The organism is Pseudoalteromonas sp. B62 (assembly GCF_037162565.1).
GTDB lineage: Bacteria > Pseudomonadota > Gammaproteobacteria > Enterobacterales > Alteromonadaceae > Pseudoalteromonas > Pseudoalteromonas fuliginea.
The window spans coordinates 146630-159265 of sequence record NZ_JARLVB010000002.1 but is presented as its reverse complement, the minus strand read 5'-3'; the positions used below and the strand labels follow the sequence as shown (position 1 = coordinate 159265).

Annotated in this window: 6 protein-coding genes, 6 tRNA genes, 1 other RNA gene and 1 pseudogene; 12 read left to right on the top strand and 2 right to left on the bottom strand. The window is 39.1% G+C overall.

What is annotated here, in order from left to right; all coding sequences use genetic code 11:
* Positions 1-15: 15 nt before the first annotated feature.
* Together mutY and P4S71_RS05045 are read left to right on the top strand one after the other, a co-directional pair.
* Positions 16-1076 (top strand): annotated as a pseudogene (gene mutY, locus P4S71_RS05050) (A/G-specific adenine glycosylase).
* A 33-nt stretch (positions 1077-1109) separates the two neighbouring features.
* Positions 1110-1382: an oxidative damage protection protein gene (locus tag P4S71_RS05045; RefSeq protein ID WP_007378389.1), complete on the top strand. Its 273-nt coding sequence runs from the start codon at positions 1110-1112 to the stop codon at positions 1380-1382.
* A 59-nt stretch (positions 1383-1441) separates the two neighbouring features.
* Here P4S71_RS05045 and P4S71_RS05040 read toward each other — a convergent pair whose 3' ends face one another.
* Complete coding sequence (locus P4S71_RS05040; protein WP_337150233.1) at positions 1442-4216, bottom strand: hybrid sensor histidine kinase/response regulator; 2775 nt, start codon at positions 4214-4216, stop codon at positions 1442-1444.
* Positions 4217-4553: 337 nt separating this feature from the next.
* Here P4S71_RS05040 and P4S71_RS05035 point away from each other — a divergent pair.
* The 9 genes from P4S71_RS05035 (at position 4554) to P4S71_RS04995 (ending at position 11496) form a co-directional block, all read left to right on the top strand.
* Positions 4554-4629, top strand: a tRNA-Phe gene (locus P4S71_RS05035).
* A 71-nt stretch (positions 4630-4700) separates the two neighbouring features.
* Positions 4701-4776, top strand: a tRNA-Thr gene (locus P4S71_RS05030).
* A gap of 67 nt (positions 4777-4843) precedes the next feature.
* Positions 4844-4919: transfer RNA gene (locus tag P4S71_RS05025), tRNA-Phe, on the top strand.
* A 57-nt stretch (positions 4920-4976) separates the two neighbouring features.
* Positions 4977-5052 (top strand) — tRNA-Thr (locus tag P4S71_RS05020).
* Positions 5053-5119: 67 nt separating this feature from the next.
* Positions 5120-5195: transfer RNA gene (locus P4S71_RS05015), tRNA-Phe, on the top strand.
* Positions 5196-5297: 102 nt separating this feature from the next.
* Positions 5298-5373, top strand: a tRNA-Thr gene (locus P4S71_RS05010).
* A 321-nt stretch (positions 5374-5694) separates the two neighbouring features.
* Positions 5695-7110, top strand: coding sequence for a TolC family protein (locus tag P4S71_RS05005; protein WP_033023821.1), 1416 nt, complete (start codon positions 5695-5697; stop codon positions 7108-7110).
* Positions 7100-8416 (top strand): efflux RND transporter periplasmic adaptor subunit, encoded by a 1317-nt coding sequence (locus P4S71_RS05000; RefSeq protein ID WP_337119377.1) that lies wholly within the window; start codon positions 7100-7102, stop codon positions 8414-8416. Before P4S71_RS05005 ends, P4S71_RS05000 begins: the two co-directional genes overlap by 11 nt.
* Entirely contained in the window at positions 8413-11496 is a 3084-nt protein-coding gene (locus P4S71_RS04995) for an efflux RND transporter permease subunit (protein WP_337150232.1), read from the top strand. The genes P4S71_RS05000 and P4S71_RS04995 overlap by 4 nt, the downstream gene beginning before the upstream one ends.
* A gap of 184 nt (positions 11497-11680) precedes the next feature.
* Here P4S71_RS04995 and ssrS read toward each other — a convergent pair.
* Positions 11681-11863: non-coding RNA, 6S RNA (gene ssrS / locus P4S71_RS04990), on the bottom strand.
* A gap of 193 nt (positions 11864-12056) precedes the next feature.
* On the opposite strand from ssrS, the gene P4S71_RS04985 reads away from it, so the two are divergent.
* Positions 12057-12620, top strand: a complete 564-nt coding sequence (locus tag P4S71_RS04985; RefSeq protein ID WP_007378383.1) for a UPF0149 family protein — start codon at positions 12057-12059, stop codon at positions 12618-12620.
* Positions 12621-12636: the final 16 nt, after the last annotated feature.

The following is a 12636-nucleotide window of genomic DNA, read 5'->3' as shown; positions in this document are numbered from 1 at the left end:
CAGTAAAAGTTAAAAATGTTGGATTTAAATAAAGAACAGTCACACTGGTTTTCTAATCAAGTTGTTGATTGGTATCACCTTCATGGGCGTAAAACACTCCCGTGGCAGCTAGGTAAAACACCTTATAAAGTGTGGGTGTCTGAAGTGATGCTGCAGCAAACCCAAGTTATTACTGTTATTCCGTATTTTGAGAAATTTATGGAGAGCTTTCCAGATATCATAGCTTTAGCAGATGCTGACGAAGATCAAGTATTACACCACTGGACTGGTTTGGGTTATTACGCACGTGCGCGTAACTTACATAAAACAGCCAAAATAGTACGTGACAAATACCAAGGTGAGTTTCCGAAAACACTCGATGAAGTAATGGATTTACCTGGAATAGGGCGCTCTACTGCCGGGGCTGTTTTATCATTGTCGCTTGGGCAGTATCACCCTATTTTAGATGGGAACGTTAAGCGAGTATTAGCGCGCTATTTTATGATTGAAGGCTGGTATGGTGTTAAAAAAGTCGAAAACCAGCTTTGGCATTTATCAGAGCAGTTAACGCCTAAAGATAATGTTACCGAGTTTAATCAAGCTATGATGGATTTAGGGTCGAGTGTTTGCTCACGCAGTCGATTTGATTGCGAGGCTTGCCCATTAAACTCAGGCTGTGGTGCTTTTAATACAGGCAAGGTAAAAGAGTTCCCACATTCAAAACCTAAAAAAACAACGCCTAAAAAAAGCTGTCATCAGTTAATAATTAAGTGTAATGACAAAGTTTTAATGGAAAAACGACCTAATTCGGGAATTTGGGGGGGTTATTTGGCTTTTTTGAATTTGCTGAGTACGCAAATCTAGAAGTATTTATGGCGCAGCAAGGGTTTAAGGCTCAGCTAAAACAGCTTGATCCATTTGCACATATATTTTCGCATTTTGAACTAACGATAAATCCACACGTACTGAATATAGAGTGTATTCCTGATGTTGTTAATGACAGACAGTTAATATGGTATCCATTAGATCAGTCGATAGAAGTTGGTTTGGCCGCACCGACTAAAAAGTTGGTTAAACAAATTGCACCAATAGGTTAAACTGTTTGCATTTATCGCTAAAGAGAATTAATTATGGCACGTACAGTATTTTGTCAAAAGTTACAAAAAGAAGCAGAAGGTCTTGGGTTTCAATTATACCCAGGTGAAATTGGCGAAAAGATTTTTAATAATATTTCCAAAGAAGCATTTGCTCAGTGGCAACATAAGCAAACAATGCTGATTAACGAAAAGCATTTAAATATGATGGATCCAGAACATCGTATATTTTTAGAAGAGCAGATGGTTGGCTTTTTGTTTGAAAATAAAGATGTAGAAATTGAAGGTTATAGACCTCCAGAAAAGTAATTTTACTTTAAATTAAAAAGGGCTGTCTAACAGCCCTTTTTAATTTTGTTAAACGATAGCTAAATTAGCTCATCGTCTTGTGCGGCAATTTTCACTTGTTCTTTTAAAAATTGAGCCGCTTTTGAATATTCAATCTCTAACTTATCTCTTAAATAAATTAGCTCATCACTTGTTAGTTCATCAGCCTTACATTTATCTTCAAATGACGTTGCTAAATCGGCCACCATTTGCGCACCGATTGTCTTTGATATTGACTTTAACTGGTGACAGCCTTCAATTATTTCATTTAAGTCACTTACCATAACACCCGAATTAATAGATTTAATTAAACTTTGGCTTTGTTCTAAATACATTTTGAAAAAACGCATTTGTTTAGCTTTATCACCGTTTACATATTTAGCAACGGCATTCATATCAACAGGTAAAGCGGTATTTTGATGAATAACAACATTTTTACCGTTGTTTTGTTTATCGCTCCAGCGTTTTAAAGTACTTTCTAATGCATTCAATTCAATGGGTTTAGTGATGAAATCATTAATACCTACTGCTAAACAGCGCTCTTTCTCACCTTTTAAAGCATTGGCCGTGACGGCTACAATATAAGGTTGGGCATCGATTGCTTCTAGTAACTCAGCTTCACCTCGGATTTTTTCAACCATGTCGTAGCCAGACATTTTAGGCATATGTAAATCAGTTAAAATAAGTGAGTAATTGCCTTTACGCCACATATTAAGGCCTTCTACGCCATCATTGGCAACTTCTACTCCGTAACCCAATATGTGTAACTGGTCGGTTAATACCTGTTGATTTAAGAGGTTATCTTCAACAAGTAGTATTAGTTTGTTAGCTTGGCGGGCTTGCTCAACATTCAAATAGTTGTTAAGCGTTTTAGTTTTCTTAATCTGTTTTGGTTGGTGCAGGCCAGCGGCAACAAGTATTGAAAGCATAAAGTTAGATTTACATAATGGAGCTGCATTAATATAAAAAATATTTTTATGATTTATGGCTGCTTCATCTAGTTTGCTCAGCACTACCACTTGTTGGTTATTATCTTCCAAAGAATAAAGCAAACGTCTCAAAAGTGCGTTAATTTTATCCATATTGTCGATACCGTCGACGACCCAAATTATATCCGGATCATATTGATGCTCTTCAATTTCCTGCTCATTATACACATTCGTTATTTTAGCACCCATAAATGATAAATAACGATACATTACTTTTTGACGCTCAAGGTGATTACTCACAACAACAATATGTTTAGCGTTTAATGCTCCTTTGTGATCATATTTTATTTTCCCCGAAGTGCTAAATGGGAGCTCAACAGTGAATTCACTACCAATGCCAATATGGCTGTTTACGTGTATGGTTCCAAGCATTAGCTCTGTTAAGCTTTTACAAATAGATAAGCCTAAACCGGTACCGCCATATTCTCTTGTGATTGAGTTTTCTGCTTGAATAAATGGATTGAATATTTCTCGCAATTGAGCTTGTGTCATCCCTTTACCGTTATCGGTTACACAAAAACGTAAAGTGAAGTGATCGGCTGTATTATGTGCAACTTCAACTGAAATTTTCACATGGCCCTGCGTTTTTTCATCCGTGCTAGTAAATTTAATTGCATTACTACATAAGTTATAGAGTACTTGGCGTACTCTAATAGTATCACCTATAAGGTTAATCGGAATGTCTGGGGCAATAGATAGCTCTAAATCAAGCTCACGTTTTTTTGCCACTGAGGAAAGCACTCGAGCAACTTCTTCAATAGTATCAGTTACTGAAAATGGGATTGGGTCTATATTGAGTTTACCAGCTTCAATTTTTGAGAAATCTAAAATGTCGTCCAATATACTTAGTAGAGAAAATGCAGACTCACGAATAATGGTACTCAGACGATGCTGAGCGCCATCTAGCTCTGTTTGACGAAGTAAATCAATAGTACCTATAACACCATTCATCGGTGTTCTGATTTCGTGACTCATAGTCGCTAAAAAAGTTGTTTTAGTTTCACTTGCTCGTTCGGCCTTTAACGTTGCTTGTTCAAGGGCCAGTGTGCGGTTGTGCACTTCTGTTTCTAAGCTGTTTTGAAGCTTTTGTAGCTCTTTTTGGGCTGTGTCGTTATTTGTCATTGCCGTTTGTACTTTTTGCAGCAACAGATTAATATTTTGCGCAACAACATTTAAACCTATTTCAAGTTGTTCACTTACATTACTATCGTAATTACCGTTCTCAGCGATGGCTTGAAGCTCTTCGGTTAGCAAACCAGTGCTTGCACGTAAGCGATTGTTTATATAAGCATTAAACATTAATGCAAATATAAACAGTGCTATAACACTGGCAATAGCGATTAGATAGGTAACAACTTGGGAGTTCTGCATGGTAAGTAAAAGGTTGGATTGCTTTTGCTTAATTATAAGCTCTCCAATAGGTTGGTCGTTTAACATTAGTAAGTGATGTAAAACACCATCGTCAATTAGGTGCTCATTTAGTTTAATAGAAGCGATTGCTGGTTTGGTACTGCTATATACTAATTCTGTTTGTGAAGTGGAGTTAAAGCGATACAAAGTGTAATGAAAGTCATTATTTAATAATGAGGTTAAATCGAGTAACTGCCTTACTTTACCTTGGCCATACATAGTTAAAGCATCGACCATAGGTAAATCAAGCCTAGTTGCGAGATCTGCAATATTTATATACGGCTCTATTTTTTCAGAACGAGTTTGATTTTGTGAGTAAAGTGAATAGGCAACAATAGCAAGCGATGTCACTACTAAATTAATGATTAAAAAAAGAGGTAGTAAGCCCTTTACTGGCGAAGAATATTTACTCTGCATTGATTGTTCCCGTTGGTATATTTTACTACGATAAGTCCTTATCGTATTTATCTGAGTAATCGTAACACCTAAAAAAAATAATTCACTACGTTTTTAGTCTGGTTTCAGTGTATTTATATGCTACATCAACTTTTGTTGTAGGAAAAATAAACATTATTAATAAAAAATGTACGGGGTTGGCTGAAAACCGTGCAAACGGTTATAAAGGATAAAAAAAAGTTGACTTGTAAGGGCAAAACTCGTTTAATACGCCGCACGCCCAGATAGCTCAGTCGGTAGAGATGAGTGGGAATTGCATTAAAAATCATTTAAGATTTTTAATTAGCACTGTTTAAGTGCCTCGATAGCTCAGTTGGTAGAGCAGAGGATTGAAAATCCTCGTGTCCCTGGTTCGATTCCGGGTCGAGGCACCATTTATTAGAGTAATGGTGTTTAATCAACAGTTTAAACATTATTACGCGTGCCTTAGCACACAGCTTTGTGTGCCGACTTAGCTCAGCTGGTAGAGCAACTGACTTGTAATCAGTAGGTCAACCGTTCGACTCGGTTAGTCGGCACCATTTATTTACTAAACTAGTTTAGTAAAAAGTTAACTTAGAAAATTTAGTTAACTAGCACAGTTTATGTGCCTCGATAGCTCAGTCGGTAGAGCAGAGGATTGAAAATCCTCGTGTCCGTGGTTCGATTCCGCGTCGAGGCACCATCTACTTTAAGTTCTCAATCTTTAAAATTGAACGTGCCTTAGCACACAGTTTTGTGTGCCGACTTAGCTCAGCTGGTAGAGCAACTGACTTGTAATCAGTAGGTCAACCGTTCGACTCGGTTAGTCGGCACCATTTATTTACTAAACTAGTTTAGTAAAAAGTTAACTTAGAAAATTTAGTTAACTAGCACAGTTTATGTGCCTCGATAGCTCAGTCGGTAGAGCAGAGGATTGAAAATCCTCGTGTCCGTGGTTCGATTCCGCGTCGAGGCACCATTTATTGAAAAGCCTTGCTTATGCAAGGTTTTTTTATTTTAAGTGCTTTATAAAAGTTATCAATCTTTAAAATTGAACGTGCCTTAGCACACAGTTTTGTGTGCCGACTTAGCTCAGCTGGTAGAGCAACTGACTTGTAATCAGTAGGTCAACCGTTCGACTCGGTTAGTCGGCACCATTTATTTAGGTAACTTAAAGCAACTGACTTGTAATCAGTAGTCTGTATAAGTTACCCGCTCGACTTTGTTAGTCGGCACATTTACTTAAAGCCTCGCTTATAGCGGGGCTTTTTTGTTTTTGTATATTTAATCTCTTAGACACATTACAAAAAATTAATTTTTTATTGTTAAAAATTGCTGATCATTTGCTCATTTTTACCGTATAACTGGCTATTATGTTAGTTCATCGCTAGCTATGTAATGTTATGTAAAGTAGGTTGAGCAAAATTTGCCAAAGTGCTTGAATTAACCTCATAAATAGCAGTAATTTAGGTTTAATTATGATTTGGCAATGCAAGCCAACCCTATTGGCAATTAGTGTGATGCTGCTTAGCGGCTGTGCGAGTGATTTAAACTCGTCGCAGCGCATGCAAGCGCCTAATAATATGCCTCAGCAATGGCAGCAAGAAGCATCAAGCTCAGCATTAAAAGTACAAGAGCAATGGCTTACACAATTACAAAACCCTACGCTTAACAAATTTGTACAACAAGCACTTAAAAATAACCAACAGCTTTTGCAAACGAGTTATGATGTTGAAATTCAAAAGCAGCAACTTATAGTCTCGGGCGCTGCACTTTGGCCAAGCCTCGATTTATCAACACGTACAAGCCGTAGTAAAGACAACCGCCCTGTAAGTTACGACAACGCAAGCTCCGTAAGTTTAAATTTAACTTACGAGGTTGATTTATGGGGTAAGCTTTCTGACGCTAAGCGCGAAGCTAATCTTAACTATTTAGCGCAACAGGCACGATTTGAGCAAGCTAAACAGCAACTTGTTGCTGATGTAGTAACAGGCTGGTTCGATGTGGTTACGGCGCAGCAATTACTGGATTTATTTAAGCGTCGTGAAGCCAATGCACAACAAAATCTAGATATTATTGAGTCTGGCTATCGCCAAGGTATAAACGAAGCGCTCGATGTGTATTTAGCGCGTAATGAGCTTAATAATGAACGCTCTCGCATTGCCACTCAAACAGCGAGTTTATCGGCATCAGCACGTGTACTTGAGCGTTTACTTGGTGAATACCCAAAAGGCGCTATTACTGCTAGTAGTGACTTACCTGTTATTAATACCGATATTCCTCTAGGATTACCTTCTGAGCTTATAACGCGAAAACCTACTCTACGTGCAAGTTGGTATGAGCTTTTAGCAGCCGATGCATCATTGGCATATGCGCATAAACAACGCTTTCCAAGTTTAGATTTAACAGCTTCATTAAGTGATAGTACAGACCGAGTAAGCGACTTGTTTTCTCCATCAAGCCTTGCATGGTCTTTATTAGGTAGTATTTCAGCGCCACTTTTTGAAGGAGGGCGCTTAAAAGCCAACGAAGAAATAGCGCGTCTTAATACTCAAAAGCAAGAGCAGCTTTATTTACAAACGCTTTATGACGCGTTTGGCGATGTTGAAAATGCAATTTCGCAGCAGCAGTCCCTCAAAGCTCAATATACAAGCACATTAGAGGCACAAGAAAACGCACTAGCTGCAGAGCAATTGTCGTTTGAGCAGTATCAAAGTGGCTTGGTAACTTACACGACAGTGCTTGATGCCCAAGACCGTTCTTTTGACGCGCAAAGCTCCTTAATCGATATTAAAAACCAATTAATAGCCAATAGAATTAACTTACACATTGCCCTTGGTGGTGATTTTGCAAAGCCCTCAAGTGAACTAAAGAGCAATAACGATGAAAACTAAAACAGCAAAAATTATTATTCCAGCGGTGGTTATAGTTGCCACTATTTTAATTGTTATGTTTATTAAAAATAACACGCCTGAGGCTAAACGCTTTGGGACACCTCCTAAGGCATCAATAAGTGTGGCTGCGCTTGAGCTAAAACCACAAAATTATCAAGTGATGATAGACAGCTACGGTACGGTAAAACCACGTACACAAAGTTTGTTAGTGGCTCAGGCATCTGGGCAAATAATTGAAGTAAGTGATGACTTTAGAGAAGGCGGTTTTTTTGAAAAAGGCGATGTACTTTTAAAACTAGACGACAGAGATCATCAAGCTGAAGTTAAATCTGCTCAAGCCAATTTATTAACCGCAGAGCAAGGTTTACTAGAAGAAAAAGCGCGTGGGCAACAAGCTATTACCGATTGGAAACGCCTTGGCGGCTCAAATCAGGCAAGCAGCTTAGTACTACGTGAGCCACAACTAGCAGCCGCTGAAGCTGAGGTTTTATCGGCGCAGGCAGCACTTGAAAAAGCGATGCTTGATTTAGAGCGCACTAAAGTAACGGCGCCATATGCGGGGCGTATACTCAGCCGTAGTGTTGATTTAGGGCAAGTGGTTACTAACAACACACAGCTAGCCACCATTTACGCAATCGATAGCGTTGAGATTCGCCTACCAATTAAAAATAAAGATCTCCCATTTGTAAATTTACCAGAGCAGTATCGCGATGGTGCTAAAAACCAAGCGGGTTCAATTGTTAAATTTACTTCTGACTTAGTAGGTGAGCAAACGTGGCAAGGTCAATTAGCACGCACAGAAGGTGCTATAGATGAAGGCGCACAGCAGCTTTATGTAGTTGCTAAAATTAATGACCCGTATAAAGCAACAGCAAATAACCAGTACCCAATAAAAATTGGGCAGTATATAAAAGCGCAAATTACCGGCAGAACAGTATCTAACGCACTTATAATTCCTAACAGTACAATTTATCAAGGAACGTACGTTTACATTGTTGAAGGTGGCGTACTTAAGCGCAAAGACATCACACTAGCTTGGCAAAATGCGACTCAGGCGATGATAAAAACCGGTTTAAACGCAAATGATAAGCTTGTTATTACTCCACTTGGTCAAGTAAGTTCAGGAACTCAAGTAAGTATTTTAGGTGAACAAAGCGCAGATCAACCTAAAAGCCGTGGAGCGAATGGGCAAGGTAAAGGAAAGCGCCCGACTCCAGAGCAGCTTGAACAAAAAGCAAAAGAGCTTGGTATTAGTGTTGAAGAGTTAAAAAAACGTCGTGCAGCAAAGCAAGGAGATAAGCCATGATAGCTTGGTTTGCCAAAAACCATGTTGCTGCTAACTTATTGCTAGTGACACTGTTACTGTCGGGGCTTTTTAGCCTATCAAGCAAAATACCGCTTGAAGTATTCCCTTCATTCGAAACCGACATGATAAGCGTGAACGTAAGTTTGCGTGGCTCAACACCAGAGGATGTAGAGCAAGGCGTAACAATTCGTATAGAAGAAGCCGTACAAGATTTAGAAGGTATTAAGCAAATATTTAGCCGCTCTTCTGAAGGTTCAGGCTCTGTAACAATAGAAGTTGAAACGGGCTACGACCCGCGTGAGCTTTTAGCCGATATTAAAAGTCGTGTAGACGCAATTAACACTTTTCCAGCCGATGCTGAAAAGCCAATAGTCGCGCTTGCGGAGCGAATTCGCGAAGTTATCGCGGTTACCGTATCGAGTGATTACGGCGAAAAAGAAACCCGTGAATATGCAGAAACAGTACGCGATCAAATTCTACGCTTACCAAATGTGACGCAGGTAGAGCTAAGTGGTGTTCGTGATTACGAAATTGCCATTGAAGTAAGCCAAGACGTTCTTCGCCAATACGATTTAAGCCTTGCACAAATATCGAGTGCGATTGCTAATTCAAGCTCTGATATTTCTGCTGGTAACTTAAAAACTGAAGGTGGGGACGTACTTATAAGCTCTAAAGGGCAAGCATATCGTAAAGATGAATTTGCCAATATTGTTGTTAAAAACCAAGCTGACGGCACGATTATTCGTTTAGGCGATATTGCAATAATTAAAGACGATTTTGAAGAAACCCCAGTACGTACTCGCTTTAATGGTAAGCAGGCTGCATTTATCGACGTATATCGAATTGGTCCGCAAAGTGCGATTACTGTTGCTGACGAAGTTAAAAATTACATAAAAGAGCAACAAAGCTCCCTTCCACAAGGATTTGAACTAAGTTACTGGGATGATGATTCGGAGCTGGTTAAAAGTCGAATTGCCACACTAACGACCAATGCCCTACAAGGCGGTATTTTAGTACTTGCTTTACTTACTTTGTTTTTACGACCTGCAATTGCATTTTGGGTATTTATTGGTATTCCGGTATCGTTTATGGGGGCGTTTATAGCGATGCCTATATTTGGCGTAACCCTTAATATCATGAGTTTATTTGGCTTTATATTAGTACTGGGAATTGTTGTTGATGACGCCATAGTTACTGGCGAAAATGTCTATACCCATTTAAAAACAGCTAAGTCGGGCGAGCAAGCTGCAATTTTAGGTACTCAAGAAGTCGCAACACCAGTAACATTTGGTGTATTAACTACCGTTGCTGCCTTTTTACCTTTGGCCTTTATTGAAGGGGCACGCGGTGCCTTGTTTGCACAAATACCGGTAGTGGTTATTCCAGTATTATTGTTTTCATTGATTGAATCTAAATTTGTACTACCCGCACATTTAAAATATATAAAACTACGCCACGAAAAAGGCGAACCTTCAAAGTTTGATGTTATTCAACAGCGTTTTGCAGATGGATTTGAAAACGCGATTTTAAAATATTACCAACCCACTTTAAATTTAGCACTGCGCCATAAATTGGCTTCGGTAAGTTTGTTTGTTGGTGTGTTTATAATAATTTTAACCATGATCACTAGCGGTTGGACTAAGTTTGTATTTTTCCCGCGTATACCAAGCGAAACGGTCCGCGTTAACTTAACACTACCAACAGGTACGCCGTTTGAAGTCACTAATAAATACGTAATTGATATGTCGCAAAAGGCGCAGCAATTACAAGAAAAATACCGCGACCCAGATACAGGTGAAAGCGTTATTTTAAATATATTAGCCACAACAGGTGGGCGCGGTGGTGTATCTAATTCAGGTTCTGTACGCTTTGAAATAACACCGGCTGAAAAGCGTGAATCAGAAATAGGATCAAGAGAGCTTGCCAGCGAATGGCGCGATTTAATTGGTGTCATTCCAGGTGCTGAAAGCTTAACATTTAGAGCTGAAATTGGCCGAAGTTCTGACCCAATTGATGTTCAGCTTAGCGGGACTTCGTTGACTATTTTACAAGACGTGGCTGATCATATTAAAACCCGTTTATCGACCTACCCAACGGTATTTGATATTGCCGATAGCATGTCTGATGGTAAAGAAGAGTTACAAATAGAGCTTACGCAGCAAGGCTTAGCGCTGGGTTTAAATAGAGTTAATGTTGCAGGGCAAGTGCGTAACTCTTTCTTTGGCTCGCAAGTCCAACGTATTCAGCGCGGACGTGATGATGTACGTGTAATGGTACGCTTGCCTATTGAAGAGCGTCGCTCTGTAGCCGATTTACAAAATATACTCATCAATACACCAGCTGGTGGCTCGGTGCCGTTATCGCATGTTGCAACCCTTACCGCAGGGCAAAGTCCATCAACTATTAACCGAATAGACCGCTACCGTACTTTAAATGTAACAGCGGATATCGAAAAAAATAACACCAACATGACCATACTTCAGGCTGACCTAACGGAGTATTTAGATGGATTAATGCAACAATATCCTGGAGTAGATTATAAACTAGAAGGTGAGGCTAAAGAGCAGCGAGAGTCGTTTGGCTCATTGGCTTGGGCACTTGTGTTTGTATTTTTCATAATTTATGCGCTATTAGCAATACCGCTTAAATCTTACTTACAGCCAATTATAGTAATGAGTGTAATTCCATTTGGCATGATAGGTGCTGTAGTCGGGCATTGGATTATGGGCATGGATTTAACCATTATGAGCTTGCTTGGTATGCTCGCTTTAACTGGGGTGGTAGTAAATGACTCCCTTGTACTAGTTGATTTTATTAATAAAAAGCGCAGTGAAGGTGGAAAGTTATTAGATGCGGTTAAAATTGCAGGAGCATCGCGTTTTCGCCCTGTAATGCTAACTAGTTTAACGACCTTTATTGGCTTAATGCCATTACTGTTTGAAAAAGCGACTCAAGCACAGTTTTTAATACCAATGGCGGTGAGCTTAGGGTTTGGGATTATTTTTGCTACCTTTATTACTTTATTGTTAGTACCAATAAACTACATGATGATGGAGCGCTTTCAAGGTTGGTTTAAATAACTCCACTCTTAAATACATGACTATTAAAGCTGTGGGTAAGTAATTACCTACGGCTTTTTTATAAGCTAATAGTAATGTTAGACAATTGAAGATAAGTGAATAAAAAATTTAGATAAATATAAGAGTAAACAGGAAGGTTAATTTTTTTGATAAAGCCTTTTAAAGGCGAGGGTTTGCAAAAAAGGTGTTCCCCAAGATACGGTACTCGGTTTCAGTCCTGAAACCAGAAGGTTTCAGGGCGGGAATCTGCGGTTTACCGTAGGCTTCTCGGTACATGCCGAGCCTGCACAATAGTAGACGAACAGAAACCCTGGTATAAAATTTATCGGCTCAGGGACTTAACTAAGCTCCGGTACCCCAGGGAACAATTTAAGTATATAAGACATAATCCAATCCTTAAACCCCAAACGTAAAAAATTAAACTGTTCGCTTAGTTTTTCCGCATCTTTAACCCGTCATTTACTTAATCGCATGGTTTTTGAGCTTGATCATACAATTAATTGGAGTTGCTTTTTATCGAGTGGTAGCATTGCCTTAACTTGCAAAGCGAAGATTCGATTATGAACGATTTACCCGATTACGAAAAAGCTCAACTGCTTTTAGAAAAAAACGAAATATTTGTATCACCTGCCGAAGCGCATGGTGTAATTAGTGGTTTACTTGCGTGTGGTTTAACCATTGACGACAAAGAATACTTAGGCCTTTTAAGCGATGTGTTTAACGATGGTGAATCGTTTAGTAACGATTTAAAGCAGTTTTTTGGCACTATTTATAAGCAAGTAGTCGCGAGCTTTAATGATGATGAATTTCAGTTTGATTTATTTTTACCAAGCGACGACGAAACACTCATCGATCAGGCTAATGGCCTCGTATCATGGGTAGCAGGTTTTATGCTTGGTTTTGGCTTAAAGCAAAAAGATTACGGTAAACTATCGAGCGATGTTAAAGAAGTTATTACTGATTTTAGCGAAATCACTCGCCTAGATACCACTTTTGAAGAAACCGAAGAAGACAGCCAAGCGCTGCACGAAGTGATTGAATATGTGCGCGTATCAGCACTACTTTGTTTTGCAGAGCTTGGTAAAGAGCAAAACACGCAAAGTACTAAAAAAACACTTCATTAGTTTAAAAAGTTAAACG

Excerpts from the sequence above, each read along its gene's own strand:
- P4S71_RS05000 (WP_337119377.1), top strand. The coding sequence starts at position 7,100 with ATGAAAACTAAAACAGCAAAAATTATTATTCCAGCGGTGGTTATAGTT.
- P4S71_RS05040 (WP_337150233.1), bottom strand. The coding sequence starts at position 4,216 with ATGCAGAGTAAATATTCTTCGCCAGTAAAGGGCTTACTACCTCTTTTT.
- P4S71_RS05045 (WP_007378389.1), top strand. The coding sequence starts at position 1,110 with ATGGCACGTACAGTATTTTGTCAAAAGTTACAAAAAGAAGCAGAAGGT.
- P4S71_RS04995 (WP_337150232.1), top strand. The coding sequence starts at position 8,413 with ATGATAGCTTGGTTTGCCAAAAACCATGTTGCTGCTAACTTATTGCTA.
- P4S71_RS05005 (WP_033023821.1), top strand. The coding sequence starts at position 5,695 with ATGATTTGGCAATGCAAGCCAACCCTATTGGCAATTAGTGTGATGCTG.
- P4S71_RS04985 (WP_007378383.1), top strand. The coding sequence starts at position 12,057 with ATGAACGATTTACCCGATTACGAAAAAGCTCAACTGCTTTTAGAAAAA.